This window comes from Massilia endophytica (assembly GCF_021165955.1).
In the GTDB taxonomy this organism is placed as follows: Bacteria; Pseudomonadota; Gammaproteobacteria; order Burkholderiales; family Burkholderiaceae_D; genus Rugamonas; species Rugamonas endophytica.
Map to the genome: position 1 here is coordinate 1,136,804 of NZ_CP088952.1, position 24,522 is coordinate 1,161,325.

Here is a 24,522-nt window from a genome sequence, read left to right on the forward strand (position 1 = left end):
GATGTAATTATTTTAACTTTTTCTTTCCGGGGTGCATTGTGATGAAAAAAGCGATAGCGGCTCTAGCCGCCGCTCTGGCGCTGGGTGGAACCGCCCAGGCGGAAACCATCGATTTCGGCGGTGTCGGTTCCATGGGTTACCTGAACGTCCTGGGAACGCTGGTCATTCCGGGAACGTATGTGGAGGACGGCTATACGCTGGCTGCCAGCGGCCACATTCTGGCCGCACTGGCCTCGCCCGTGCCGTCCAACTTCCTGGCATGGGCCGGGTCGGAGGCGATGACGGCCGTCCCGCTGTCCACCGTCACGCTGGCGCGCGCGGACAGCGCGGCCTTCAACCTGAACTCCATCGACCTGGTGCGCCTGAAGTCCTTTGCGGGCGGCGGCAATACGGTGACCTTCACGGGCCACATCATGGGCGGCGGCACGGTGACGCAGAACCTGGTGATCGGCACCGACTTCACCTTCGACACCTATACCTTCAGCGGCTTCACCAACCTGTCGTCGGTGACCTTCGGCGAGCCCCTGAACCTGCTGCACCTCTACCAGTTCGACAACATCAACGTGGCGGCCGTGCCGGAGCCGGAAACCTATGGCATGCTGCTCGGCGGCCTGGGTTTGCTGGCCTTCCTGGCGCGCCGCCGCCAACAGGGCTGATCACCACAGCTTCTGTCCCGAGTATTCGAGCTGAGTGAGGTAGAGGCGGACGTCGAACTCGTATTGGTGGTAGTTCGGCTCCATATAGGTGCAAAGCTTATAGAACGCCTTGTCGTGCTGTTTCTCCCTCAAGTGGGCCAGCTCGTGTACGGCGATCATGCGCAGGAATTCCAGGGGGGCATCCCTGAACATGGTCGCCACTTTTATCTCGTGCTTCGCCTTCAGCTTCCCGCCTTGCACCCGCGAGATCGTGGTGTGCAGTCCCAGCGCGTGATTGATCACGTGGATCTTGCTGTCGAATTCGACCTTGTTGACCGGTTCCGCGCTGCGCAGGAATTCGGACTTCAGCTCCTGCACATAGTCGTACAGCGCCTTGTCGTTACGGACCCCGTGAGCTTTCGGATAACGTTGCAGTAGCACTTCGCCCAGGCGGTCCTGCTGCAGGATGGCCGCCACCTGCTGGCGGGTCTGTTCGGAATAGGCGCTGAGGTATTTCATGGCGCCGAGACTGTACCACAGCCGTTATGTCCTTGATCGGGAACGAAGAGCGATACCACTTCCGCGTGTATTGTTGATCGATACGCAGTACAGTAGGTTGTCAGTTGACAACCGTCCTTTGCCTGGATATTCTGGAGTCGTCATGGCGCGCCACTGCCACCCGAAGAAGGTCAGACGCCGGAGAAGATGATGGAGTATGAGTTCACGCTCAAATATCAGTTGGGTGGCAACCACCACAATGTTGACGAGTTGGTGGAACATCTTGGTGCAGGGGGCTGCAACGATGCTCTAGTCGGCATTGGCCAACCCAATCAGCTTGGGCTGAGGTTCACCCGCGATGCCGGATCTGCCTGGGAAGCCTTGAAAAGTGCGCTCTCCGATATCCGTACGATTGCGCCCTCGGCAAAATTGATTGAAGCTGGGCCGGATTTTGTCGGGCTGACTGATGTCGCTGAAATGGTTGGCATGACTCGGCAGAACCTTCGGAAGCTCATGGTGTCGAATGCATCGTTTCCCGCTCCCGTTCATGGAGGAACTTCGGGCGTTTGGCATCTTGCCGACCTTCTCTGCTGGTTGCGGGAAAAAGAGTATCCGGTCGGCCCTGGCATAGTGGAAGTGGCGCAGGCGGCGCGCCACATCAATGTGCTCAAAGAGCTGGTGCAGCTGCCTGTCGAAGTGGATGATGAAATGTACGCATTGGTAGCCTGACTGCCCACTGTACCTCGGCCGCGCCAGCGCTTATGATGATGGCATGCACACCCACGTCAATTCCGTGGGATTGCTGGTTTGTCCCGACCCGGCCCTGAACTTCAGCTATCCCGCCCATATCCCGCGCGCCTGTATCGACGCGCTGCCGCCGCAGCCTGGCGTCTATATCTTTCGCGACAGGGACGGCGCCGCCATCTATATCGGCAAGAGCGTGAATATCCGCCACCGGGTGATGAGCCATCTGCGCACGCCCGCGGAAGCGCAGATGCTCGGGCGCACCGCGCATATCGATTTCGAGCTGACGGGCGGCGAAATCGGTGCGCTGCTGCGCGAGTCGCAGCTGGTGAAGGAGTCCCAGCCTGTCTTCAACCAGAAGCTTCGCCGCCTGCGCGAAATGTGCTCGCTGCGGCTGGAGGAGGGCAGGCCGGAAGTGGTTTTCGCCAGCGATGTCGACTTCGCGCGCACCGAAGGCCTGTTCGGCCTTTTCGGCAGCAAGAAGGCGGCCCTGGAGATGCTGCGCGATGTGGCCCAGACGGCGGGCCTGTGCTCCGCCATGACGGGGCTGGAGAAAACCCCTCCGGGACGGCCCTGTTTCGCGCGCCAGCTGTCCCGCTGCCAGGGCGCCTGCGTAGGCGAGGAGAGCGCAGCCCGGCATGCGGCCCGCGTGGCGGCCGCCCTCGCGCCCATGCGCGTCACGCCCTGGCCTTATCCCGGCGCCGTGGCCATCGTCGAATCCTCGCATGGGGTGCGCAAGCGCCACCTGGTCGACGGCTGGTGCTACCTGGGCGAGCGCAAGCCGCGCGGCCGGGCCAGGACCCCGCGTTTCGACATGGACGTGTACCAAATTCTCCTCAAGCCCATGCTGGAAGGGACTTTGGCCATCGAACACCTCTGAGGGAAAAGCGCTATATAATCGAATATATTGCGCTTTTTCCAAGGACGTCCATGCTGAAGACCTTTGCCGCCGTGCTCCTGGCAGGCGCCGCCGCTGGCGCAGGCGCGGGCGAAATTACGGTTTCCGCAGCCGCCAGTCTCACCAACGCCTTCCGCGAGATGGCCGGCGCCTACGAGGCTGCCCATCCCGGCGACAAGGTGCAGCTGAATGTCGCCTCTTCGGACACCCTCGTGCAGCAGATCGCCCGCGGCGCGCCGGTGGACGTGCTGGCTTCCGCCGACGAGGAAGCGATGGACAAGGCGGCGGGCCAGAAGCTCATAGCGCCAGGCAGCCGCCGCGATTTCGCCAGCAACAGCCTGGTGCTGATCGCGCCAGCAAGTAGCACGCTGCCAGTGGCCGCGCTGTCCGACCTTGGCCAGCCAGGCGTGCACCGTATCGCAGCTGGCAACCCGGCCAGCGTGCCTGCGGGGCGCTACACGCGCGACGCCCTGCAGAAGGCCGGGCTGTGGACCACGCTGGAGTCGCGTTTCGTCTTTGCCACCTCGGTGCGGCAAGGCCTCGACTACGTGGCGCGCGGCGAGGCCGAGGCAGGCTTCGTCTACGCCACCGACGCCGCCACGCAGCCGGGCAAGGTGAAGGTGCTGTTGACGGTGCCGACGGAAAAGCAGGTGCGCTATCCGCTCGCCGTCACCGCCGCCGCGCCGAACGGGGAAGGCGCGCGCCGGTTCTGCGCCTTCGTGCTGTCCGTGCAGGGCCAGGCCATCCTTGCCAAATTCGGCTTCGGCCGCCCATGAATGTGGATGCCGCTCTGGTTGCGCTGGGCCTGTCGCTGAAGGTGGCGCTGTGGGCCACGGCGATCGATCTCGTGCTCGGCATGGCCGGCGCCTGGCTGCTGGCGCGTGTGCGCTTCCCGGGCCGCGACCTGCTCGATGCGCTCCTGACCCTGCCCATGGTGCTGCCGCCCACAGTGCTCGGCTACTACCTGCTGGTGCTGATCGGACGTAACGGCCCACTGGGCGCCTGGCTGCAATCGGCTTTCGGCATCAACCTTATCTTCACCTGGCAGGGAGCGGTGATCGCGGCGGCAGTGGTGGCCTTCCCGCTCGTGCTGAAATCCGCGCGTTCGGCCTTCGAAACCGTGGACCCGCAACTGGAGCAGGCCGCGCGCGTGCTCGGTGTCTCCCGCCTGGGCATTTTCCTGCGCGTGAGCTTGCCCCTGGCCTGGCGCGGCGTGCTGGCGGGCGCCTTGCTGGCTTTCGCGCGCTCGATGGGCGAGTTCGGGGCCACGCTCATGGTGGCGGGCAGCATTCCCGGAAAAACCCAGACGCTGTCCATCGCGGTCTATGAAGCCGTGCAGGCGGGGCAGGACGATACGGCCAATCTTCTGGTGCTGGTCACCTCCGTCACCTGCATCGCGGTGCTGCTGCTGGCGAACCGCCTCGCGCCGGCGCGCGGGGTGCAGGCATGACGCTGATGCAGGTCGATATCGGCAAGACGCTGCGCTCGGGCCAGCGCGAATTCCGCTTGCGCGCCCGCTTCGCCACGGACAGCAAGCGCGTCGTCATCTACGGTGCATCCGGCGCGGGCAAGAGCCAGCTCCTGAAGGCCATCGCGGGCCTCTCCAGGCCGGATGAAGGGCGCATTGTGCTTGCAGGGCGCACGCTGTTCGACAGCGCTGCGCGCATCGACCTGCCTGCGCAGCAGCGGCGCGTGGGCTATCTGTTCCAGGACTACGCGCTGTTCCCGCACCTGAATGTGCGCCAGAATATCACCTTCGGCCTGCAGCGCGGCCTGCTGAATCCTCCCGCGAAAGCGGACGGCGAGGCAGTAAGGTACTGGCTGCAGGCCTTCGCGCTGGAGGCGGTGGCGCACCAGACGCCGGACCAGCTCTCGGGCGGCCAGCGGCAGCGCGTGGCCCTGGCGCGCGCACTCATCGCCGAGCCCGCCGCGCTGCTGCTGGACGAACCCTTTGCGGCCCTCGATCCCGCCCTGCGCGTGCGCATGCGCACCGAGCTCGATGAACTGCAGCGCCGGCTCGACGTGCCCATGCTCCTGATCACCCACGACCCGGACGACGCATCGACTTTCGGCGGGCACATGCTGACCATGGCCGATGGCGCCATTGCGGAGGAAGGCGCATGAGTATCGAACTCGAAGGCAAGGTATGGATGACGCTGGACGGCCAGCAGCTGGGAGGCCCGGACCGCGTGGCACTGCTGGCCAGCATCGCCGAGCATGGCTCCATCACGCAGGCTGCAAAGGCCGTGAAAATGAGCTACAAGGCAGCGTGGGACGCGATCGATGCCATGAACAACCTTGCGGGCGAGCCGCTGGTGGAAAGGCTGGCGGGAGGGAAGGGCGGAGGCGGCACGCGCCTGACGCCGCGCGGCGCCCAGCTGGTGCGCAACTTCCGCCAGATCGAGGCGGCGCACCGCCGCTTCGTCGAAGAGTTGAGCCGCCAGTCGCACGCGCTGGCCGACGACTTCCTTTTGCTGAAAGCGATGAACATGAAGATCAGCGCGCGCAACCAGTTCGCGGGCACCGTGAGCGCCGTGCGGCGCGGCGCCGTGAACGACGAAATTGTCCTCGACATCGTGGGCGGCCAGCAGATTGTAGCCATCATCACCCACGACAGCACGGAGAGCCTGGGCCTGAAGCCGGGCGCGGAAGCCTTCGCGCTGATCAAGGCCTCCTCCATCATTGTGGCGGTGGAAGGGGGCGGGCGCCTGTCCGCCCGCAACCAGCTGCAGGGCACTGTCGAGCGGGTGCAGGCGGGCGCCGTGAACTCCGAGGTGGTTATCGCCCTGCCGGGCGGTGGTGTCATTGCCGCCACAGTTACACGCGAGAGCGAAGAGGCCCTCGCACTGGCGCCGGGCGTGCCCGCCACCGCATTGTTCAAGGCTTCCAGCGTGATTCTGGGCATTCCGGGGCTCTGAGGCCCAGGGACCGGGACTTTCCTTTCCTTGTATTTCGTGGCAGCATCGTCAGCTGATCGACAATCGGTTTGGATGAGCGCCCATGGAACTGTTCTCTGCCTTCTTTTCGAGTCACGGCCGGATCCACCGCATCGGCTGGTTTTACCGCGTGCTGTTCGCCGCGCTGGTATGCGCCGCCTTCGGCCTGCTGGCCAGGGAAGTGGCGGGCGATAGCGGACAAGGGCTGTTCGCCCTGATCTTCCTCTGGAGCGCGCTCGCCGTTTCCGTCCAGCGCCTGCATGACACGGGCCGCACCGGCATCCCGCTTCTGCTGCTGCTTATTCCCGTGGCAGGTCCGATCTGGGTTCTGCTCCTGCTGTTGCGGCGCGGAGCGGACGGCTCCAACGCCTTCGGCCCCGATCCCCTGGCCCGCCTCGACTATCTCAAGGTCGACCTCTCCAAATAAGCCCTGCCTGCCATGCCAACTGTCAACGACGTAACGCAGCTGAACCGCACCGAAGTCTTCGCCATCGCGACGCCCACCTCGATCGCGGAGCTGCAGGATGCACTGCGCAAGACCACGCTCCCCATCTCCATCGGCGGCGGCCATTTCAGCATGGGTGGCCATACGGCCAGCCCCGGCAGCCTGCACCTCGACCTGCGCGGCATGAACCAGGTGCTGGCCTTCGAGCCGGACAAGCGCCTGATCCGCGTGCAGGCGGGCATACGCTGGAGCGATATCCAGCGTTTCATCGATCCGCACGGGCTGTCCGTGAAGATCATGCAGACCTACGCCAACTTCACGGTGGGCGGCGCCCTGTCGGTGAACGCGCACGGCCGCTACATGGGCCTTGGCCCGGTCGTGCTGTCGGTGCAGAGCATTGTGCTGGTGCTGGCCAACAGCGACGTGCGGAACTGCAGCCGCACGGAGAACGCGGAACTGTTCTTTGCCGCCATTGGCGGCTACGGCGCCATCGGCATCATTGCGGAGGCGGTGCTGGAGCTGGTGCCGAATACCCGCGTTGCACGCAGCAGCATCAAACTGCGCACCGAGGATTATCCGAGGTGGTTCGACGCCAATGTGCGCGGCCGGAAGGAGGCGGTCTTCCACAATGCCGACCTCTATCCGCCGCATTACAACCGCGCCCGCGCCGTCACCTGGAGCGAAACAGACCTTCCCGCGGACAGCCCGCGCCTGCAGCCCCTGCGCAGCGCGCACCTGGCGCAGCTTTACTTCCTCTGGTCCGTGTCGGAAACGCCGCTCGGCAAGTTCCGCCGCGAATACCTGGTGGACCCGCTGCTCTACCTGCGCAACCGCGTCCACTGGCGCAACTACGAAGCGGGCTACGACACGGCGGAACTGGAACCGGTGGGCCGCCGGGAACGCACCTACGTGCTGCAGGAATACTTCGTGCCGCACGACCGGCTGATGGAGTTCGTGCCGAAGATGTCGGCCATCCTGAACCGGCACAAGGTCAACACCATCAACATCTCGATCCGCCATGCGCTGGCCGATCCGGGGACGCTGCTCGCATGGGCGAGGGGTGAGACCTTTGCCTTCGTGCTCTATCACAAGCAGCGCACGCGCGACAACGCGAAGGAGCGCGTCGGCGTATGGACCCGGGAACTGATCGACGCGGTGCTGGAATGCGGCGGCACCTACTACCTGCCGTACCAGCTGCACGCCACGCACAGCCAGTTCCACCGCGCCTATCCGCGCGCGAAGGAGCTGTTTGCGCTGAAGCGCGAGCTCGATCCGGACTACCGCCTGCGCGGCGCCCTGTGGGACAAATACTATGCGCCCACGCTGCAGGCGGATGCGCCAGCGCCTGCGCCAAGCCTGTTCCATGCCGTCTACCGCAGGGCAGACGATGCGGACCGCTTCTACGCCTTCCTGCAGAACATTTTCAACCTCTATCCCGAGGACCGGCTGCACACCCTGATCCAGCAGGCCACGCGCAAGTACGACGACGAGGAGACCATCTACCGCGCCGTCCAATCCGGCCTGCCGGGCATTACGCCGCCGTTCTCGCTGCTGCGCTACGCCTTGCCCGCGCTGATGGTGCAGAAGGCCGAAATGGGCCGCCAGACCGCGCTCCTGCTGGGTGACCGGCCCTTGAACGACTATGTGGAAATCGGCAGCACGGGCCACTATGTGCGGGTGCTGAAGAAGCACCTGAAACTGAACGGCAAGGTGACGCTCGTGAACGACCGCGAGCCGGGCTATTCGCTGTCCGACATCGTGGAGCGCGGACAGCTGGGCAAGCCCGGCGACTTCGTCCCCCTGAACGGCTACGGGCCGCTGGACCTGCCCGAGCAGAGCGCGGACCTGGTGAGCTGCTTCGTCGGCCTGCACCACATGGAGCCGGAAAAGCTCGCGCCCTTCCTGGAATCGATTGCCCGCGTGCTGAGGCCCGGCGGCTATTTCGTGGTGCGCGACCACGATGTGCGCGACGAATCGATGGACCAGTTCGTGAGCCTGGCCCACTGCGTCTTCAACGCGGGCGTGGGCGAACACTGGGCCACGAACGCCGCCGAGCTGCGCTTCTTCGCGTCGGTGGACGAATGGGTGCGCCGCATCGAGGCGGCAGGATTCGAGCACACGGGCGAGCGCCTGCTGCAGCCGGGCGACCCGTCGGACAATGTGCTGATGGCCTTCCGCCGCGCCGGAGCCGCCGAATGAGCTGGCGGCGCCTGCTTGCGGCGGGTTTGCTGGCGCTGGCGGGCATCGCTGCCCAGGCGGGGCCCATGAGCCCCATCTCGCCGGAGCAGCAGCGCAGCGTGGAGCAGACCTTCCTCACCTATCCCGAATGGTTCCTGGTGCACAGCCCGGCCGAGTATGCCCACTATGTTGCGGCCCAGCCCACGCACGGCTTTCCCTTCCTGCGCCACGTGGGCCAGCTGTGGTCCAGCTACCGCGCGGTGACGGCGGAGCAGCTGCGCGCAGGCTATCCGGCCAATCCCGGCTACCACACCATGATCTGCGTGATCGCGGGCAGCACCACGGTGGAATACGGCCTGCGCTCGGTCTACGAGAACACGGTGGGCCGCGCCAGCTGGCTGCTTTCATCGGGGAGGCTGACGGCGGAGGACCGCTACGGCGCACGCGCCGCGCAGGACTACGTGGACTTCATCCGCCGCGAGCCCTGGTACCGTTTCGACTTCATGGCGAAGCTGAAGGGCCTGTGGTTCGATACGCCCCTGCTCGGAACTGACATCGTGCGCAAGCTGGAGCGCCGCTATGTGCTGAGCACCGAGTACCTGGTGAAGGCGGCGTATGGAAAGATGATCGAGCTGGCGACGCGCACGGCCTACACGCCTGCCGTGCCAACGACGGAGGTGGTAGTCCAGAGCGTACCGCAGGACTTCGCGCCGCCCGAGAACGTGCGCCATCTGCGCACCCTGCAGGACGACCGCGCTGTGCTGGAGCTGCCGCGCTATGCGGACTTCCGCGTGGCGGCGACGAAGCTGGCCGAGATGAACGTGAAGCTGGTGGATATCGCGGGCAACGACTCGGTCATTCTCGTGACCGTGCTGGCGGGGGAGCATGCCGCGCCTGCGCTGCCGCCCGGCGCGCGCATGCTGTTCGACCAGCCCATCGTGACGGAGCCGGGCCGCAGGCGCCAGGCGCTGGTGCTGCCGGTGCGCGAGCTGTCGCAGTTCCTGCTGGACGCCCCGGCCGCCGGCCTGAGCGTCGAACACGTCTACGACTACTAGCTGCGCGTGGATTCATAGAGGAACCAGATGCGTTCCTCGGCCTCGTCGATCCAGTTCTCCAGCAGGCTGGCGGTGGCGATATCGTTGTCCTTGTCGCAGAGCTCATGCACCTCGCGCATGGATTTCACGAGGGCCTGGTTATCGGCCCGCAGCTCGTCCAGCATGGCGGTCGCTTCCACGAAGTCGGCATCGTTGTCCTTGATGCGCTGGAGCTTGCCGATATGGCCGATAGAACGGATGGTCATGCCCCCCAGCTTGCGCACGCGCTCGGCAATCGGGTCCAGCATGCCGTAGATGGCGGTGGCCTGCTCATCCAGTAGAAGATGGTAGGAGCGGAAATGCGGCCCGCTCACATGCCAGTGGAAATTCTTGCACTTCACATAGAGGGCGAAGGTGTCGGCCAGCAGGCGGTTCATGCCTTCGGCCACTTCCTGGCGGGCTTTGCTGCCCAAATCGGTTGGCGTGGCGAGCGCGCCGCCCGCGATCTTTTCGCTTCGGTCTGTCATGTCTGCCTCTTCAGGTCGTTAGAAGGTCGAAATTTATTGTATCGCAGACAATTTTTCTCTGTTTTCCGTCTCCACCAAGCGTGCGCGGCTCCCCGCCCCGGCGGCGGGGAGGGCCCTGCTCAACGTTTATCGTCTTTCCCCGACTGGCGGTTGCCGCGGTTGGCCGATTGACGGCTCTCTCCCCCCTTGCGCCCGATTTCCGCCATGTGCTCACGGTCCCGGCTCACGGCTTCGCCGCCTTTCTGTCCGGCGCGGCGGGCCTCCTCCGAATCGAACTCGTGCGCCGTGCCTTTCTGGTGTGCCGCCTGGCCGCCCTTGCTGGCAATCTGGCGCTGGGTGGCTTCATCCATTGCTGCGAAACCGCGTTTGCTCGTGCCTTTCTGGCTGCTCTGGCCCTCGGCCTTCTGGCTGCTGCCCTTGTCACCTTGTTGTGTAGCCATAACTCACCTCTCTCTGCCGCGATTCGGTAGGGGCAACATGCCCGTACCGCGAGGCAGTGGAAGAACTGCCTCGCCTGGTTAGAGAAGTGGCGGCTGCTTTAGTTCCGCTCCCTGGTCAGGAATCTGCCTGGCCGATCGCCGAGCGTTCGCCGCGCGCTTCCCGGGTGCCGGCACGCAGGGGCGCGGCACTCATATCATGTTCCAGCTGCTCCTTGCGTTCCTGCAGCTGTTCGCACAACGCGGTGAGATCCGCGTCGGAGGCACGTGCTTTCGGGAACATCTGGCTTTCCTCCTCCTGCACGTGATGCTCGATGGCACGGCGCAAGATGGCCACTGTGCCGTCCAGATCCGGATCGTCTCCCGCCATGCCCTGGATGCGGGCAATCAGCTCCTTGGCTTCCGCGTGCTCCTGGATCGCTTCCTCCACCAGGTGCTGATCGCCGGTCTCCCTGCGCACTGCAGGATAGAAGATCTCTTCCTCGATCGTGGTATGAATGGTCAATTCGAGGCAGATATGCAAAGCGAGGTCGGCCTTGAGGCTGATGTCGCCGATGTTCTGTTGCTTCTCGTACTCGGTGAACAGCTGTTTCACCTTGCTGTGGTCGGCAGTCAGAAGGGCCACGGCATCCTTTGCCCTGGCGGTATGGCTGGCAGTACTCATGCTCTCTCTCCCTTGAATGATGGCCCTTTCAGCGTAATCGGATTGGCGTTTTTCCGGCGCGCGGGTCGGGCCCGCCCGTTCGTGCGACAATATCGTCCCCACTGTTGAATTAAGCCAGCCATGAACCAGCCCGAATACATCCTCACGCTCTCTTGCCCGGACCAGCGCGGCATCGTGCACAGGGTGTCCGGCTTTTTGGCTGAGCATGGCTGCAACATCATCGATTCGGCCCAGTTCGGCGACCAGGACGAGAAGCGCTTCTTCATGCGCGTGCACTTCGCGCGCGAGGACGCCGCCGTGAGCGACGAGCGCCTGCGCGCCGACTTCGCCCAGCTGGGCGATGCCCTGCGCATGGACTGGGAGCTGCGCGACGCCCACTACAAGCCGCGCGTGCTGCTCATGGTGTCGAAGATCGGCCACTGCCTGAACGACCTGCTGTTCCGCTACAAGAGCGGCCTGCTGCCGGTGGAGATTCCGGCCATCGTGTCCAACCACATGGACTTCTACCAGCTGGCGGCCAGCTACAACATTCCCTTCCACCACCTGCCGCTGGCGGCCGGTGCGCCGGATTCGGCCAAGCTGGCGCAGGAGGCGCGCATCGCCGAGCTGCTGGACACGCACCAGATCGACCTGGTGGTGCTGGCGCGCTACATGCAGATCCTGTCGCCGGAGCTGTGCGCGCGCCTGAAGGGCAAGGCGATCAATATCCACCATTCATTCCTGCCCAGCTTCAAGGGCGCCAAGCCCTATGCGCAGGCGCACCAGCGCGGCGTGAAGCTGATCGGCGCCACGGCCCACTTCGTGACGGGCGACCTGGACGAAGGCCCCATCATCGAACAGGACGTGGAGCGCGTGGACCATGCCATGGACGCGGACACCCTGTCCGCCATCGGCCGCGACGTGGAATGCGTCGTGCTGGCGCGCGCCGTGAAATGGTTTGTCGAACACCGCATTTTGCAGAACGGTCACCGCACCGTGATTTTCAAGTAAAGCATTTTTCCGATGGCACTCAAAGCAACGATCTACAAAGCCGAACTCTCGATTGCGGACATGGACCGCAATTACTACGGAACCCATACCCTGACCCTGGCGCGCCACCCGTCCGAAACCGACGAACGCATGATGGTGCGCCTGCTGGCCTTCGCCATCCATGCCGACGAAGCGCTCAGCTTCACCAAGGGCATGTTCGACGTCGAAGAGCCGGACCTGTGGCAGAAGGACCTGACCGACGCGATCCAGCTGTGGATTGAAGTGGGCCAGCCGGACGACCGCCGCATCCTCAAGGGCTGCGGCCGTTCCGAGCATGTGGTGGTGTACAGCTACAGCTCCGCGAGCCCGATCTGGTGGAAGCAGCTGGCCAGCAAGGTGGAGCGCGCCAAGAACCTCACGGTAATCAACCTGCCGTCCGAAGCCACGGCCGCGCTGGAGAAAATGGCCCAGCGCACCATGCAGCTGCAATGCACCATCCAGGACGGCCAGATCTGGCTTACCGACGGCGCCGACACCGTGCAGGTGGACCGCGAAACCTGGAAATCCGAGCGCTAAGCTATAATTTGCGGCATGAGGAAATCGACGACACGCCTGTTCAGCGCATGGATCGCCTGCTTTGCGATCCTGCTGAACGCGCTTGCGCCCTCGGTTTCGCATGCCATGGCCTTTGCACAGGGCCAGCAGAAGACCTGGGAAATCTGCCTGAACGACGGCACCCGTCTTTCCGGCGTGGGCGAGCTCGATGAAGCACGTTTCCGCGCCCTGACGGACCGCAGCAAACCGGCGGCACCCGCCATGCAGATGAACATGGCCGACTGCGGCTACTGCCTCACGCATGCGGGCAGCACGGGCCTGCCGCCCGTTGACGCCACGCTGCTGCTGCCCGAAGGGGCAGGGCGCATTCATCCCCCGTTGTTCTACCAGGCTCCAGGGCCGCTGGAGATCTGGGTTGCCGCGCATCCGCGCGGGCCGCCCGCCAACGCCTGATCTTGTTCCGTCCCTTTTTCGGCATTTCAGGAGTTGAACCATGAAACAGATTTTTTTCGCGTGCGCGCTGAGCGCCGCATTCGCATCCGCCCAGGCCCAGGTCACCGTGCGTGACCCCTGGATCCGCGCCACCGTGCCCGCAGCCCAGGCCACGGGCGCATTCATGCAGCTGCAATCGGCCCAGGACACGCGCCTGGTCGAAGCGCGCACGCCCGTCGCGGGCAGCGCGGAGCTGCACCAGATGTCCATGCAGGACAACCGCATGCGCATGGCGCACGTGGAAGGCATCGACCTCCCGGCAGGCAAGCCTGTGGCGCTGGCCTCAGGCGGCTACCACATCATGCTCATGCAGCTGAAGCGCCAGATGAAGGAGGGCGAAACCGTGCCCCTCACGCTGGTGTTCGAAGACCGCAAGAAGAAACGCAGCATCGTCGAAGTCCAGGTACCGGTGCGGCCCCTGAACTACAGCGCCCACTGATCCGGAGCCGCCCATGAAAAAGACGATTGCAATGGCCGCAATGCTGCTGGCCGCCACGGCGCACGCCCACGTCACGCTGGAACAGCGCAGCGCCACGGCGGGCTCCTACCAGAAGCTCACCTTCCGCGTCGGGCACGGCTGCGAAGGCAGCGCGACGCGCGCCATCACCGTCGTGCTGCCGGAAGGCGTGAGCACGGCCAAGCCCATGCCCAAGCAGGGCTGGAAGATCGACATCTCTCCCCAGAAGATCCGCTGGACCGGCGGTCCGCTGCCGGACGATTTCTACGACGAGTTCACCATGCAGGTGAAGCTGTCGCAGGAAGCGGGCAAGCGCTACTTCAAGGTCGTGCAGACCTGCATGAAAGGCAGCATGGCCTGGGACCAGCTGCCGGACGGCAGCGGCACAAAGCTCAAGGCGCCCGCGCCGGTGCTGGATGTGCAGCCTGCAGAGGCCACATCCGCCCACGTCCACTGAGGAGGGCGCGATGACAATCCGAATGAAGCCGCTGGCAGCGATGCTGGCGGCGGCAGGCATTGCCACATCCGCGCAGGCCCAGGTCATGGAGTCGGTCACGGTTAACGGCGGCCCTCCCAGCTCTCTGCCCACGCAGATTCCCACGACCATCGAGAGCATCACCCGCATGCAGATCGAAGAGCGCGTGAATGCGTTGGACAGCGAAGACGCGCTCAAATACTTCCCCAGCCTGAACGTGCGCAAGCGCTATGTGGGCGATTACGACCACGCCGTGCTGGCCAGCCGCGCATCCGGCACCGGCAACAGCGCGCGGTCGCTGGTGTATGCCGACGGCATCCAGCTCTCCAACCTGCTGGGCAACGGCGCCACCTTCACGCCGCGCTGGGGCCTGGTGACTCCGGAGGAGATCGAGCGGGTGGATGTGCTCTACGGCCCGTTCTCCGCGAGCTATCCCGGCAACTCGGTGGGCGCGGTGGTGGACTACCAGACGCGCATGCCCAACAAGCTGGAAGCGCACCTCAAGCTCTCCGGCTTCGCGCAGCATTTCACCGAATACGGCAGCGATGACAACTACTACGGCAAGCATGCCAGCGCCTCCCTCGGCGACCGGCAAGGCGCCTTCGCCTGGTGGTTCAACCTCTCGCGCCTGGACAGCAGGGGCCAGCCCCTGGCCTTCGCCAACAAGTTCGTGTCGGCGGGCGTGCCGGGCAGCGGCGGCGTGCCCGTGACGGGCGCCATCGCCAGCCGCAATCCCTCCAACCGCGACTGGCTGATTCTCGGTTCCACGAACCAGATTCACACGGAGCAGGATCACGCGAAGCTGAAGCTGGCCTACGATCTCTCGTCCACGCTGCGCGCCAGCTACACGCTGGGCTGGTGGCAGAACGGCGCGCAGCGCAGCGTGGAGTCCTACCTGCGCGACGCATCCGGCAGGCCGGTCACTTTGGGCGACATCAATGTTAACGGCCGCCGCTACACGCTGACCGGCTCGGACTTCGCGCCCCAGCTGGGCGAACTGGAACACCTGATGCACGGCCTGTCGCTGAAGAGCAGCACCAAAGGCCTGTTCGACTGGGAAGTGGCGGCCAGCCTGTACGACTACGCAAGGGATGTCGCCCGCACGCCATCGAACATCACGGACATGGAAGGCAGCGGCTGGAACACGCTCGCATTGAAAGGCGTATGGCGGCCCGGAAGGCACAACGTGGACTTCGGCATCCAGCGCGACGCGGCAAAACTTCGCACGCGCGTATTCGGCGCCGCCGACTGGGTGAATGCGGAAGAGGGCAGGTTCATCTCCAGCTTCAGGGGCGAAACCCGCCTGGAAAGCGCCTACGCCCAGGACAGCTGGCGTATGGACGAGGCCTGGCGCCTCACCCTGGGCGCGCGTTTCGAGCGCTGGCAGGCCCTGGGCGGCGCGCTGTCCGGCGTGGGCCTTCCCTCGCGCAGCGAGACCAGCTGGTCGCCCAAGGCGGCGCTGTCTTGGCGCAGCAGCGGCGAGTGGACCTTGAAAGCGTCGGCGGGGCGCGCGGTGCGCAATCCTACGGCGGCGGAACTGTTCCAGGGCTCCATCGTGGACGGCAAACCGCTGAACACCGATCCGAACCTGCGTGCCGAGAAGTCCTGGACCACGGAGCTGACGGCGGAGCGCATGACGGAACGCGGCAGCCTGCGCACCACCTTCTTCCACGAGCGCACGCGCGACGCCCTGTATTCGCAGGCGCTGACGCCCACCGTGAACACGGTGCAGAATGTGGGCCGCATCCGCACCAACGGCCTGGAGGTCTCGCAGCAGGAGGATCGGTTGTGGTGGCCGCAGCTTTCGCTGAACAGCAGCCTGACCTACGCCGATTCGCGCATCCTCCGCAACGACGCCTTCCCGGCCAGCGTGGGCAAGCAGCAGCCGCGTGTGCCGCGCTGGCGCGCGACCTTGCTGACAACGTGGCGGGAGAATGAGCGGTGGAGCGCTACCTTGGGCCTGCGCTACAGCGGCAGGCAGTTCGGCACGCTGGACAACAGCGATCCGAACGGGTTTGCGTATATGGGAGTGTCGCAGTTTCTGGTGGCCGACCTGCGCATGCGCTACCGGATCGGCCCCCAGTGGACCATGTCGGCCGGGGTGGATAACCTGAACAACAAGAAGTACTGGGCCTTCCACCCCTACACGCAGCGCACCCTGGTGGCCGAGCTGCGCTACGACTTATAAGATGACAAGCCCGGCGGGTCCTAAGCCTGCCGGGCTGGTCAAACCGTTACTGGCGGCTGGCGCCCAGGCGCTTCACGCCGCCCGAGCCCACCACTGTCTTGCTGATCTGCGGGTCGCCGTAGTAGCCCACGTCGCCCGAACCGGCCACGCTTACATTGAGGCTCTTGTTCGCGTTGACGGTGGCGTCGCCCGAGCCGCCGATGCTGACGGACGCTTCGCGCACCGCCAGGTCGCCAGCGTGCACTTCGCCCGAACCGCCAATGGAGATTTCCAGGTCTTCAGCCGCGCCGGTGGTCTTCACGCTGCCGCTGCCGCCCAGGGAAACCGATACCTTGCGGCCCTTGACGTCGCGCGCCACGATGCTGCCCGAGCCGCCCATTTCGAAGGACAGCTTGTTGCCGCTCAGGCCAGCCGCGTCCACCGAACCGGAGCCGCCCACGGAAATGCTTTGCAGGTTGCGGGCCTGGACCACGATGCGCATGTTGCGGGTCTCCAGCTGCATGTTCTTCTTGGCGGGGCGGATGTGCAGGGTGCTCCCTTCCACTACCGTTTCCAGGACGGGCATGATGTTGTCATCGGTTTCGACGGTCACGCCTTCGGCGCCACCCAGCCTGACCTCGACCTTGGCGCCGGTACTCAGGGCCAGCGCAGAGAAATGGGCCACTTCGCGCTCTTGTTTCACAATGTGGCCGTTACCTTGTACCCGCTCGCCGCGAATCCAGCTCAGGGGGCCCGCGACGGCTTCGCTCACCGGAACGATGAGGGCGAAGGCGCTGGCGGCCAGCAGGGCGGAACGGACGGCAGTTGAAATTTTGTCAGCAAACATTCTTGTTCTCCTCTAGTGTGGCTTGCTCCATGCTTTGCATGGTACGGCAGGGCTCACAGGGGAGCATCCGGCGTGCGACAGAACGCAGCCGGAGCGGAACAGAATGCAAGATTGGGGGACAGACGACAGAGGGGACGGACGGGGACGCCGAGTCCCCAGGGGGTCTGTCCCCTCTGCTAGAGGCTAATCCAGCGGCACGTTGCGGTAGCGGTTGACTTCCAGGCTGGTGACCGGGCGGGCATTGTTGCCCCAGGCGCTGCGCAGGTAGGAGACCACGGCGGCCGTTTCCACGTCGTCCAGCACATGGCTGTAGGGCGGCATGCCGTAGGGGCGGGGATTGCCCGCCGTACCGGGCGGGAAGCCGCCATTGAGCACGATGCGGATCGGGTTCGCCGCTTCGTCCATGGTGAGCGCGCGGTTGCCGGCCAGCGGCGGATAGTGGGGCGGTTTGCCCTTGCCGTCGCCGCCATGGCATTCCGCGCACTGCGCCTTGTAGATCTTCGCCCCTGCCTGCAGGAAGGCCACGGCTTCCGGCGCCTTCGAACGCTCGTGGGGTTCGGGACGGCCGTCCGGCGATGGCAGCGTTTTCAGATAAGCGGCCATGGCCCGCACGTCGCCATCGTCCAGGTGCTGGAGGCTCTGGCGCACCACTTCCGCCATGGGCCCGAACACGGTGGCGCGCGGCGAAATGCCGGTCTTGAGCAGGGCCGCAATGTGGTCCGGCTGCCAGTCGCCCAGGCCCGCTTCCGCGTCCGAAGTGAGGGAGGGCGCGTACCAGCCCAGAACGGGCACCAGGCCGCCGGACAGGCCGTTGTCTGTCCCCCCCAGCACATTGCGCGAGCTGTGGCACGCGCTGCAGTGGCCCAGGCCCTGCACCAGGTAGGCGCCCCGGTTCCATTCGGCGGACTGCTTCGCCTCCGGCTGGAAGACGGCGGGCTTGAAGTAGAGGGCGCGCCAGACGGCAAGCGCCGCCTGCTGGTTGTAGGGGAAGCGCAGCTCGTGCGGGCGGCTGACTTGCCTCACGGCGGGAATGGTGCGGAAGAAGGCATACAGCGCGTCCGAATCGTCGCGCGTGACGGCGGTATAGTTCGTGTAAGGGAAGGCGGGGTAGAGCAGGCGGCCGTCGCGCGAGCGGCCGTTGTGCAGGGCGTTCCAGAAATCGTCCGCGCTCCAGCCGCCGATGCCGGTTTCGGTGTCGGAAGTGATATTGGGCGAGATCACGGCCCCGAAAGGCGTTTGCAGGGCGCGGCCGCCCGCATAGGAAGCGCCGCCGCGCACCGTATGGCAGGCCATGCAGTCGCCCGCCTTGGCGAGATAGGCGCCGCGCGCGATCTTCTCGGCGGCGGGCATGGCCAGCGAGGCCTGGCTGGGCGGCGGGCCGCCGTCATGCTTCGGCCACAGGAACCAGGCGGCAGCGAGAATGAATGCCAGCAGGGCAAGCAGGGTCTTTTTCATGGCGTACCCCGCTGAGGAACGCCGCCGCAGGCCAGCGGCAGCGGCTGGGGCAGCGCTTCGGCGGGACGGGCCGCCGGGTCCGCGGGCTGGGCGGCGAGCCAGCCCGATACTGCGGCCACGTCGGCTTCCGTGAGGCGGGACGCCACTTCGGCCATGCAGTCCGGCGCGTGCGCCTTGCGCACCTTGTTCTTCCAGGCCCCGAACTGGGCATTGATATAGTCGCGCGGCAGTCCGATCAGGCCGGGAATGGAGGGCGCCACGCCGGTCAGCTGGGCGCCGTGGCAGGCCACGCAGGCCGGAATCTTCTTCGCGGGATCGCCGTGCAGGGCCAGCATGCGGCCGCGTTCCACCATGGCCGGGGTGGCGCTGGTGGGCTCGGGCGCGGGGTAGGGCGGGTGCTGGTCCGAGAAGTACTGGGCGATCTCGCGCAGATAGGCTTCCGGCAGCTGTTCGACCATATAGCTCATCATGGGATACTGGCGCCGCCCGTCGCGGAAGTTCAGCAGCTGGTTGTAGAGATAGCCGGCCGGCTTGCCCGAAATGCGGGGGAAGTAGGCGTCGCTCTTCTCCTTGACCTGGTGGCAGGCGATGCAGGGTGCGACGCGCTGTTCCAGCGTGTCCGGCAGCGGGGACGCGGCGGCCAGCAAGGGCAGGGCCGCGAGCAGGCCGGTCAGGGCCCGGCCGGGGCGCAATGATGAGAAAATAGTCATGATTGCATCTTACGCCTGCGCGGCAGAGAAAGACAGGCGCAGAACACTATCGAATTGGGGAGATCAGATGGGGGAGCGGGCTTGAAGCTGTACGAATCGCTGGCGGCGGAAATCGAGGACCTGGTGGCGCAGGGCGTGCTGCGGCCGGGCGAGCGGCTGCCGTCGGTGCGCGCGCAGCAGGAGCGGCGCGGCGTGAGCCCTTCCACTGTTTTCCAGGCCTACTACCAGCTCGAAGCGCGCGGCGTGATCGTGTCGCGGCCCCGTTCCGGCTATTTCGTGGCGCCGCGCGCCTCGCCGGAGCCTGAGGTCTCGCGTCCCGACGCTGCCTCCACGGCGGTGGATGTGAGCAGCCTGGTGTTCCAGGTGCTCGATGCCAGCCGCGCCCCCGGTAACGTGCCCCTCGGTTCGGCCTTCCCCAGTCCCACGCTTTTCCCCCTGGAGAAGCTGGCGCGCTCGGTCAGCAACAGCATGCGCCGCATCGATCCCTGGTCCACGGTGGCGGATCTGCCGCCGGGGAATGCGGAGCTGCGGCGCCAGATCGCCCTGCGCTACCAGCTCGACGGCGCGCCCGTGGCGGCGGACGATATCGTCATCACCAACGGCGCGCTGGAAGCGCTCAACCTCTGCCTGCAGGCCGTGGCGCGGCCGGGCGACACGGTGCTGGTGGAGTCGCCCAGCTTCTACGCGGCCCTGCAGGCGCTGGAACGTCTGGATTTGAAGGCGGTGGAAGTGGCGACCCATCCGCGCGAGGGCATCGAGCTGGGCGCGCTGGCCGAGGCGCTGGAGCAGCACAGGCCGAAGGCCTGCTGGCTCATGACCAGCTTCCAGAACCCCCTGGGCAGCCTGATGCCGCCCGAGAAGAAGCAGGCGCTCGTGGCGCTGCTGGCGCAGCACGGCGTGCCGCTGATCGAGGACGACGTCTACGGCGAGCTGTATTTCGGCGCCCAGCGGCCCGCGCTGGCCAAGCGTTACGATGCCGACGGCCTGGTCATGCATTGCAGTTCCTTCTCGAAGTGCCTGGCGCCCGGTTTCCGCGTCGGCTGGGCGGCGCCGGGGCGCTACGCGCGCGCCGTGGAGCGCCTGAAGCTGACCACCAGCCTCGCCGCCGCCATGCCTTCCCAGCTGGCCCTGGCGGACTACCTGGGGCAGGGCGGCTACGAGCGGCACCTGCGCCAGCTGCGCGCCGCGCTGGCGCGCCAGCGCGACCTGATGCTGGAGGCGATTGCCGCCCATTTCCCGGCCGGCACGCGCGTGACACGGCCCCAGGGCGGCTATTTCCTGTGGGTGGAGCTGCCGCAGGGCTGCGATGCGCTGGCCCTGCATGCGCAGGCGCTGGAGCGGCACATCAGCATTGCGCCGGGACCGATGTTCAGCGCCAAGCGCGATTTCGGCAACTGCATCCGCCTGAACTACGGGCAGGTGTGGGATGGGGCAATGGAAGCGGCCCTGGCGGAACTGGGCCGCCTCGCCTGCGCGATGTCAGGCTGAGGGCGCGGGGCTGCGCGGCTGGCGCGGCTTCGGCGCTTTGGGCGGCTTCAGGGCGGGCAGCACATTGCCCAGCGCGATCCAGTGGCGGTAGATGCGCAGCGCAACCTGTGCGTCGTCCGCCGCGTAGAGCATCTGCTTTTCGCTCAGGCGGGGCATGGCCCAGTTGGTGGTGGAGATCTTCTTCGATTTCTGGAGGGCCTGGCCGAAGTACTTGGCCACGGCGCTCTTGGCGCCGAGGTCGTGCTTTTGGCCCGGCACCCGCAGCACCACCGAGAGATCGGCCACGCGCACCGGTTCGATTCCCAGCTTGCTGCGCACCCGCTTCATGTCGTCGGAAAGGCCGAAGCCCACCTTCAGCGTGCCCTCCGATTCCAGCACGGCCTTCAGCGCCGGGAGCAGATGCGCATGGTCGCCGCCCAGCGGGAAGAGCCAGGCATGGCGGTCGTCCGCGAACTGCACCAGGTGGGGCCCGTCCGAGCTCTGGCCCTTGACGAAGGTGGGTTTGGATTCCGTATCGAAGCCGATGGCGTCGGCCGCCAGCAGGGCGGCCTGCGCCTCGGCCGCGTCGGCAGCCGTTTTCACCAGCCGCACGTCGGCCAGCGCAATGCCGTGGTAAGGCGGCAGCGTGTCCTGTTCGGCGGGAAGGCCGCTCATTTGCGGGAGAATTTGGCGGTCAGCTGTTCCAGCTTTTCCTGGCGGCGGCGCGCCGATTCCTCGGCGGCGGCCGCGTCGCGCTCGGCCTTCTTGCGCTCGGCCTCCTTGCGGAAGCGCTCCTGCAGCGTGTCCTTGGCGTGCTTGCGGTGCACGTCCGTCACCTCGGCGCCGGCGCTGCCGTCCAGGTTGTAACGCACGGTAGCCTTCTCCATTGCCCGCAGGTAGCGCTGCGAACCCGTATGGATGCCCAGTGCGGCGCGCATCAGTTTGCGGTCGATGTCCGGCTGCACGGCCAGCAGCTGCTTGTCGATGCCGATGGCGAGCGGCAGGCAGTCGCGGAAGGCGGGATACTGTTGCTGCAGCTGCTTGAGCAGGGAGCGGGCGCTGGGCGCGGGAGCGGCGGCGGACGGCTGGCCGTCTGCCGGCGGAGGGGTAAGGCTAGTGTTCATCGACATCATAGGAAAAATCAAGAGCCGCCAGCATACCATACCGGCCTCCCGGAACGGCAGGGGACGTGCGGTCCGGGCCCAAACCATGTATAATGATCGACGCACCAAATGCAGGGCGGTGCAGATTCAGTTTAATAAAGAGTTGTTGACCGGGGCCGCGCGGCCCTTTGTTGTTCTGCGTTTGGGCATGTGCCCTCTCTTCTATTCGCACTGAATACATTCAACGGAAGCTGGCCCGGACATCGGGCTTTTTTCATTCCGGGTGATCCCCATATACGTGCCATCGAGACCGCAACGCCGGGCTGGGTGGATTGTTCACTTTGCCGTGTCCACCAGCCATGGCTCAGAGAGATATTGAATGACGAAAACGCCGAAGACCTTAACCTTGTCCGCCAAGAAGCCGCGCGCCGCCGCTGCGCCGCTGGCTGTAACTAAGACGACTTTATCTTATGTGATCGACAATGCGCAAGAGGACGCCGGCCAAGTAACTGTCGTGAAGAAGACCCGTTCCCGCCTGGCCGCCGTGGCGCCGGTGGAAGAAGCGGCGGCGCCCGCGCCGAAAAAAGGCCGCAAGGCCGCAGCCGCAGTGGAAGCTGTGGAAACCGTGGCGGAAGCCGCGCCGAAGGCCACCCGCGCGCGCAAGAGCAAGGCCGAGCCGGAAGCTGCGCCTGCGCTGCCGCCGACCGCGCCTGCCGCCGTCAGCCAGGTGACCGATGCCGCCGCGCTGGCCGCCATCGACACCTCGGGCTACCTGCTGCCGGGCGTGAAAGTGCCGGGCCGCCGCGGCCGCAAGCCAAGCGAATTCACGCCCGAGAACGATGAAGTGGCGGCGCTGAACGCCGTGGAGCGCGCCGAACTGAAGGCCGCCTCCAAGGCGCGCGAGCGCAAGGCCAAGGGCGTGGACGCGCTGGGCATGGATGCGGGCGCCTCGGCCGAGGACCTGGAAAAACGCCGCCAGCAGTTCAAGAACCTGATCAACATGGGCAAGGACCGCGGCTTCCTGACCTATGCCGAGATCAACGACCAGCTGCCGGAAAACATTGTCGATCCGGAGGCGATCGAAGGCATCATCGCGACCTTCAACGACATGGGTATCGCCGTCTACGAGCGCGCCCCCGACGCGGAAGCGCTGCTCCTGAGCGACAACGTGCCTGCCGCCGCCAGCGACGACGAAGTGGAAGCCGCTGCCGCCACCGCGCTGTCCACCGTGGACTCGGACTTCGGCCGCACCACCGACCCCGTGCGCATGTATATGCGCGAGATGGGCGCGGTGGCGCTGCTGACGCGCGAAGGCGAGATCGAGATCGCCAAGCGCATCGAGGAAGGCCTGCGCGACATGATCCAGGCCATCTCCGCCTGCCCCACCACCATCGCCGAGATCGTGGCCCTGGCCGAGAAGATCGAGAACGACGAGCTGAAAGTGGACGACGTGGTGGACGGCTTCGTGGACCCCGATGAATCGGGGCCTGCGCCGGTGGCCGTGGCCGCATCCCACGACGAAGACGACGTAGAAGAGCTGGACGAAGAGGAGGATGGCGACGCCAACGGTGGCGCCGCGGGCTTCTCCGCCGAACAGCTGGCCCAGCTGCGTACCGACGCGCTCGAGCGCTTCGCCGTCATCGGCACCCAGTACGAAAAGATGCGCAAGGCCTCGTATGGCTCCGCCTCCTACCTGAAGGCGCAGAAGCTGATCTCCGCCGAGCTGCTGACCATCCGCTTCACCGCGAAAGTGGTGGAGAAGCTGTGCGACACCCTGCGCGGCCAGATGGAACAGGTGCGCAATATCGAGCGCGCCGTGCTGGAACTGTGCGTGAACAAGTGCGGCATGCCGCGCGCCCACTTCATCAAGGTCTTCCCGGGCAGCGAGTGCGACCTGGACTGGGTGGACGGCGAAGTGGAAGCGGGCCATCCCTACAGCGCGGTGCTGGGCCGTAACGTCCCCGCCATCAAGGAGCTGCAGAACAAGATGATCGACCTGCAGGAGCGCGTGGCGCTGCCGCTGGCCGACCTGCGCGCCATCAACAAGCAGATGGCAGCTGGCGAAAAGCGCGCCCGCCACGCCAAGCGCGAAATGACGGTGGCCAACCTGCGCCTGGTGATCTCGATTGCGAAGAAGTACATCAACCGCGGCCTGCAGTTCCTGGACCTGATCCAGGAAGGCAATATCGGCCTGCTGAAGGCCGTGGACAAGTTCGAGTACCGCCGCGGCTACAAATTCTCCACCTACGCCACGTGGTGGATCCGCCAGGCGATCACGCGTTCGATCGCGGACATGGCCCGCACCATCCGCGTGCCGGTGCACATGATCGAGACCATCAACAAGATGAACCGCATCTCGCGCCAGATCATGCAGGAAACCGGCAGCGAGCCGGATATGGCGACCTTGGCGCAGAAGATGGAGATGCCGGAATCGAAGGTGCGCGAGATCATGAAGATCGCCAAGGAGCCGATTTCGATGGAAACGCCGATGGGAGAGGACGGCGATTCGCAGCTGGGCGACTTCATCGAGGACAACACCACCCTGGCGCCGCTGGACGCAGCCCTGCATGCCTCGATGCGCAACGTGATCAAGGAAGTGCTGGATTCGCTGACCCCGCGCGAAGCGAAGGTGCTGCGCATGCGCTACGGCGTGGAGATGTCGAACGACCACACGCTGGAAGAAGTGGGCAAGCAGTTCGACGTAACCCGCGAGCGTATCCGCCAGATCGAAGCGAAAGCCATGAGCAAGCTGCGCCAACCCTCGCGCTCGGACAAGCTCAAGACCTTCCTGACGCATAACTAAGCAGCAAACGAAAAAGGAGGCCTCGG

At 65.6% G+C, this 24,522-nt stretch carries 27 protein-coding genes; 18 read left to right on the forward strand and 9 right to left on the reverse strand.

Annotation, left to right across the window (positions count from 1 at the left end):
- The first annotated feature begins 41 nt into the window (after window positions 1-41).
- The gene (locus LSQ66_RS05295; RefSeq protein WP_231768751.1) at window positions 42-656 is read left to right on the forward strand and encodes an FxDxF family PEP-CTERM protein; all 615 of its coding nucleotides are present in this window, start codon (window positions 42-44) and stop codon (window positions 654-656) included.
- Here the strand turns inward: LSQ66_RS05295 and LSQ66_RS05300 are convergent, their stop codons facing one another.
- Window positions 657-1,154 carry a YgjP-like metallopeptidase domain-containing protein gene (locus tag LSQ66_RS05300; RefSeq protein ID WP_231768752.1) on the reverse strand — a complete coding sequence of 166 codons (498 nt, stop codon included), beginning with the start codon at window positions 1,152-1,154 and terminating at the stop codon, window positions 657-659. It abuts the gene before it with no gap.
- 189 nt (window positions 1,155-1,343) lie between these two features.
- Here LSQ66_RS05300 and LSQ66_RS05305 point away from each other — a divergent pair, with 189 nt between their 5' ends.
- The 9 genes from LSQ66_RS05305 (at window position 1,344) to LSQ66_RS05345 (ending at window position 9,389) form a co-directional block, all read left to right on the forward strand.
- A complete protein-coding gene (locus LSQ66_RS05305; protein WP_231770058.1) occupies window positions 1,344-1,862 on the forward strand; it encodes a DNA-binding protein in 519 nt (172 codons plus the stop codon).
- Window positions 1,863-1,905: 43 nt separating this feature from the next.
- Window positions 1,906-2,757, forward strand: a complete 852-nt coding sequence (locus tag LSQ66_RS05310) for a GIY-YIG nuclease family protein (RefSeq protein WP_231768753.1) — start codon at window positions 1,906-1,908, stop codon at window positions 2,755-2,757.
- Window positions 2,758-2,807: 50 nt separating this feature from the next.
- Window positions 2,808-3,551, forward strand: coding sequence for a molybdate ABC transporter substrate-binding protein (modA, locus tag LSQ66_RS05315; protein WP_231768754.1), 744 nt, complete (start codon window positions 2,808-2,810; stop codon window positions 3,549-3,551).
- The gene (gene modB, locus LSQ66_RS05320) at window positions 3,548-4,225 is read left to right on the forward strand and encodes a molybdate ABC transporter permease subunit (protein ID WP_231768755.1); all 678 of its coding nucleotides are present in this window, start codon (window positions 3,548-3,550) and stop codon (window positions 4,223-4,225) included. Before modA ends, modB begins: the two co-directional genes overlap by 4 nt.
- Window positions 4,222-4,899, forward strand: a complete 678-nt coding sequence (locus tag LSQ66_RS05325) for an ATP-binding cassette domain-containing protein (RefSeq protein ID WP_231768756.1) — start codon at window positions 4,222-4,224, stop codon at window positions 4,897-4,899. The genes modB and LSQ66_RS05325 overlap by 4 nt, the downstream gene beginning before the upstream one ends.
- Window positions 4,896-5,693, forward strand: coding sequence for a TOBE domain-containing protein (locus LSQ66_RS05330; protein WP_231768757.1), 798 nt, complete (start codon window positions 4,896-4,898; stop codon window positions 5,691-5,693). Before LSQ66_RS05325 ends, LSQ66_RS05330 begins: the two co-directional genes overlap by 4 nt.
- An 82-nt stretch (window positions 5,694-5,775) precedes the next feature.
- On the forward strand, window positions 5,776-6,138 hold the full coding sequence (locus tag LSQ66_RS05335) for a DUF805 domain-containing protein (protein WP_231768758.1): 363 nt from the start codon (window positions 5,776-5,778) through the stop codon (window positions 6,136-6,138).
- Window positions 6,139-6,150: 12 nt separating this feature from the next.
- Complete coding sequence (locus LSQ66_RS05340) at window positions 6,151-8,355, forward strand: FAD-binding protein (RefSeq protein WP_231768759.1); 2,205 nt, start codon at window positions 6,151-6,153, stop codon at window positions 8,353-8,355.
- Window positions 8,352-9,389: a hypothetical protein gene (locus tag LSQ66_RS05345; protein ID WP_231768760.1), complete on the forward strand. Its 1,038-nt coding sequence runs from the start codon at window positions 8,352-8,354 to the stop codon at window positions 9,387-9,389. The genes LSQ66_RS05340 and LSQ66_RS05345 overlap by 4 nt, the downstream gene beginning before the upstream one ends.
- On the opposite strand, the gene LSQ66_RS05350 is transcribed toward LSQ66_RS05345, so the two are convergent.
- From LSQ66_RS05350 to LSQ66_RS05360, 3 genes are all read right to left on the reverse strand, one after another.
- A complete protein-coding gene (locus LSQ66_RS05350) occupies window positions 9,386-9,895 on the reverse strand; it encodes a Dps family protein (protein ID WP_231768761.1) in 510 nt (169 codons plus the stop codon). The two genes, LSQ66_RS05345 and LSQ66_RS05350, sit on opposite strands and share 4 nt — an antisense overlap.
- A gap of 119 nt (window positions 9,896-10,014) precedes the next feature.
- Window positions 10,015-10,335, reverse strand: coding sequence for a KGG domain-containing protein (locus LSQ66_RS05355; protein WP_231768762.1), 321 nt, complete (start codon window positions 10,333-10,335; stop codon window positions 10,015-10,017).
- A 115-nt stretch (window positions 10,336-10,450) separates the two neighbouring features.
- Window positions 10,451-10,996: a hemerythrin domain-containing protein gene (locus LSQ66_RS05360; protein ID WP_231768763.1), complete on the reverse strand. Its 546-nt coding sequence runs from the start codon at window positions 10,994-10,996 to the stop codon at window positions 10,451-10,453.
- Between the two features lie 120 nt (window positions 10,997-11,116).
- On the opposite strand from LSQ66_RS05360, the gene purU reads away from it, so the two are divergent.
- The 6 genes from purU to LSQ66_RS05390 are packed head-to-tail and all read left to right on the forward strand — an operon-like array spanning window position 11,117 to window position 16,132.
- On the forward strand, window positions 11,117-11,986 hold the full coding sequence (gene purU, locus LSQ66_RS05365; RefSeq protein WP_231768764.1) for a formyltetrahydrofolate deformylase: 870 nt from the start codon (window positions 11,117-11,119) through the stop codon (window positions 11,984-11,986).
- A gap of 12 nt (window positions 11,987-11,998) precedes the next feature.
- Entirely contained in the window at window positions 11,999-12,541 is a 543-nt protein-coding gene (locus LSQ66_RS05370) for a YaeQ family protein (protein WP_231768765.1), read from the forward strand.
- A gap of 15 nt (window positions 12,542-12,556) precedes the next feature.
- Window positions 12,557-12,973 carry a DUF2946 domain-containing protein gene (locus LSQ66_RS05375; protein ID WP_231768766.1) on the forward strand — a complete coding sequence of 139 codons (417 nt, stop codon included), beginning with the start codon at window positions 12,557-12,559 and terminating at the stop codon, window positions 12,971-12,973.
- A gap of 40 nt (window positions 12,974-13,013) precedes the next feature.
- Window positions 13,014-13,451, forward strand: coding sequence for a copper chaperone PCu(A)C (locus tag LSQ66_RS05380; RefSeq protein WP_231768767.1), 438 nt, complete (start codon window positions 13,014-13,016; stop codon window positions 13,449-13,451).
- A gap of 13 nt (window positions 13,452-13,464) precedes the next feature.
- Entirely contained in the window at window positions 13,465-13,926 is a 462-nt protein-coding gene (locus LSQ66_RS05385; protein WP_231768768.1) for a YcnI family copper-binding membrane protein, read from the forward strand.
- A 10-nt stretch (window positions 13,927-13,936) separates the two neighbouring features.
- Window positions 13,937-16,132 (forward strand): TonB-dependent receptor, encoded by a 2,196-nt coding sequence (locus LSQ66_RS05390; RefSeq protein ID WP_231768769.1) that lies wholly within the window; start codon window positions 13,937-13,939, stop codon window positions 16,130-16,132.
- Window positions 16,133-16,178: 46 nt separating this feature from the next.
- Here LSQ66_RS05390 and LSQ66_RS05395 read toward each other — a convergent pair whose 3' ends face one another.
- From LSQ66_RS05395 to LSQ66_RS05405, 3 genes are all read right to left on the reverse strand, one after another.
- Window positions 16,179-16,958: a head GIN domain-containing protein gene (locus tag LSQ66_RS05395; protein WP_231768770.1), complete on the reverse strand. Its 780-nt coding sequence runs from the start codon at window positions 16,956-16,958 to the stop codon at window positions 16,179-16,181.
- A 183-nt stretch (window positions 16,959-17,141) separates the two neighbouring features.
- Window positions 17,142-18,413, reverse strand: coding sequence for a c-type cytochrome (locus LSQ66_RS05400; protein ID WP_231768771.1), 1,272 nt, complete (start codon window positions 18,411-18,413; stop codon window positions 17,142-17,144).
- On the reverse strand, window positions 18,410-19,123 hold the full coding sequence (locus LSQ66_RS05405; RefSeq protein ID WP_231768772.1) for a c-type cytochrome: 714 nt from the start codon (window positions 19,121-19,123) through the stop codon (window positions 18,410-18,412). The genes LSQ66_RS05400 and LSQ66_RS05405 overlap by 4 nt, the downstream gene beginning before the upstream one ends.
- 81 nt (window positions 19,124-19,204) lie before the next feature.
- Here LSQ66_RS05405 and LSQ66_RS05410 point away from each other — a divergent pair, with 81 nt between their 5' ends.
- Complete coding sequence (locus LSQ66_RS05410) at window positions 19,205-20,611, forward strand: aminotransferase-like domain-containing protein (protein WP_231768773.1); 1,407 nt, start codon at window positions 19,205-19,207, stop codon at window positions 20,609-20,611.
- Here the strand turns inward: LSQ66_RS05410 and LSQ66_RS05415 are convergent.
- Entirely contained in the window at window positions 20,603-21,265 is a 663-nt protein-coding gene (locus LSQ66_RS05415; protein ID WP_231768774.1) for a 3'-5' exonuclease, read from the reverse strand. The genes LSQ66_RS05410 and LSQ66_RS05415 overlap by 9 nt on opposite strands.
- The gene (locus LSQ66_RS05420) at window positions 21,262-21,714 is read right to left on the reverse strand and encodes a ProQ/FINO family protein (RefSeq protein ID WP_231768775.1); all 453 of its coding nucleotides are present in this window, start codon (window positions 21,712-21,714) and stop codon (window positions 21,262-21,264) included. Before LSQ66_RS05420 ends, LSQ66_RS05415 begins: the two co-directional genes overlap by 4 nt.
- 358 nt (window positions 21,715-22,072) lie before the next feature.
- Here LSQ66_RS05420 and rpoD point away from each other — a divergent pair, with 358 nt between their 5' ends.
- A complete protein-coding gene (rpoD, locus tag LSQ66_RS05425; RefSeq protein ID WP_231768776.1) occupies window positions 22,073-24,496 on the forward strand; it encodes an RNA polymerase sigma factor RpoD in 2,424 nt (807 codons plus the stop codon).
- The last annotated feature ends 26 nt before the right edge of the window (window positions 24,497-24,522 follow it).

Bases quoted from the DNA above. Each gene is read 5' to 3' on its own strand.
- LSQ66_RS05295 (WP_231768751.1), top strand. From the start codon at position 42: ATGAAAAAAGCGATAGCGGCTCTAGCCGCCGCTCTGGCGCTGGGTGGA.
- LSQ66_RS05300 (WP_231768752.1), bottom strand. From the start codon at position 1,154: ATGAAATACCTCAGCGCCTATTCCGAACAGACCCGCCAGCAGGTGGCG.
- LSQ66_RS05305 (WP_231770058.1), top strand. From the start codon at position 1,344: ATGGAGTATGAGTTCACGCTCAAATATCAGTTGGGTGGCAACCACCAC.
- LSQ66_RS05310 (WP_231768753.1), top strand. From the start codon at position 1,906: ATGCACACCCACGTCAATTCCGTGGGATTGCTGGTTTGTCCCGACCCG.
- modA (WP_231768754.1), top strand. From the start codon at position 2,808: ATGCTGAAGACCTTTGCCGCCGTGCTCCTGGCAGGCGCCGCCGCTGGC.
- modB (WP_231768755.1), top strand. From the start codon at position 3,548: ATGAATGTGGATGCCGCTCTGGTTGCGCTGGGCCTGTCGCTGAAGGTG.
- LSQ66_RS05325 (WP_231768756.1), top strand. From the start codon at position 4,222: ATGACGCTGATGCAGGTCGATATCGGCAAGACGCTGCGCTCGGGCCAG.
- LSQ66_RS05330 (WP_231768757.1), top strand. From the start codon at position 4,896: ATGAGTATCGAACTCGAAGGCAAGGTATGGATGACGCTGGACGGCCAG.
- LSQ66_RS05335 (WP_231768758.1), top strand. From the start codon at position 5,776: ATGGAACTGTTCTCTGCCTTCTTTTCGAGTCACGGCCGGATCCACCGC.
- LSQ66_RS05340 (WP_231768759.1), top strand. From the start codon at position 6,151: ATGCCAACTGTCAACGACGTAACGCAGCTGAACCGCACCGAAGTCTTC.
- LSQ66_RS05345 (WP_231768760.1), top strand. From the start codon at position 8,352: ATGAGCTGGCGGCGCCTGCTTGCGGCGGGTTTGCTGGCGCTGGCGGGC.
- LSQ66_RS05350 (WP_231768761.1), bottom strand. From the start codon at position 9,895: ATGACAGACCGAAGCGAAAAGATCGCGGGCGGCGCGCTCGCCACGCCA.
- LSQ66_RS05355 (WP_231768762.1), bottom strand. From the start codon at position 10,335: ATGGCTACACAACAAGGTGACAAGGGCAGCAGCCAGAAGGCCGAGGGC.
- LSQ66_RS05360 (WP_231768763.1), bottom strand. From the start codon at position 10,996: ATGAGTACTGCCAGCCATACCGCCAGGGCAAAGGATGCCGTGGCCCTT.
- purU (WP_231768764.1), top strand. From the start codon at position 11,117: ATGAACCAGCCCGAATACATCCTCACGCTCTCTTGCCCGGACCAGCGC.
- LSQ66_RS05370 (WP_231768765.1), top strand. From the start codon at position 11,999: ATGGCACTCAAAGCAACGATCTACAAAGCCGAACTCTCGATTGCGGAC.
- LSQ66_RS05375 (WP_231768766.1), top strand. From the start codon at position 12,557: ATGAGGAAATCGACGACACGCCTGTTCAGCGCATGGATCGCCTGCTTT.
- LSQ66_RS05380 (WP_231768767.1), top strand. From the start codon at position 13,014: ATGAAACAGATTTTTTTCGCGTGCGCGCTGAGCGCCGCATTCGCATCC.
- LSQ66_RS05385 (WP_231768768.1), top strand. From the start codon at position 13,465: ATGAAAAAGACGATTGCAATGGCCGCAATGCTGCTGGCCGCCACGGCG.
- LSQ66_RS05390 (WP_231768769.1), top strand. From the start codon at position 13,937: ATGACAATCCGAATGAAGCCGCTGGCAGCGATGCTGGCGGCGGCAGGC.
- LSQ66_RS05395 (WP_231768770.1), bottom strand. From the start codon at position 16,958: ATGTTTGCTGACAAAATTTCAACTGCCGTCCGTTCCGCCCTGCTGGCC.
- LSQ66_RS05400 (WP_231768771.1), bottom strand. From the start codon at position 18,413: ATGAAAAAGACCCTGCTTGCCCTGCTGGCATTCATTCTCGCTGCCGCC.
- LSQ66_RS05405 (WP_231768772.1), bottom strand. From the start codon at position 19,123: ATGACTATTTTCTCATCATTGCGCCCCGGCCGGGCCCTGACCGGCCTG.
- LSQ66_RS05415 (WP_231768774.1), bottom strand. From the start codon at position 21,265: ATGAGCGGCCTTCCCGCCGAACAGGACACGCTGCCGCCTTACCACGGC.
- LSQ66_RS05420 (WP_231768775.1), bottom strand. From the start codon at position 21,714: ATGAACACTAGCCTTACCCCTCCGCCGGCAGACGGCCAGCCGTCCGCC.
- rpoD (WP_231768776.1), top strand. From the start codon at position 22,073: ATGACGAAAACGCCGAAGACCTTAACCTTGTCCGCCAAGAAGCCGCGC.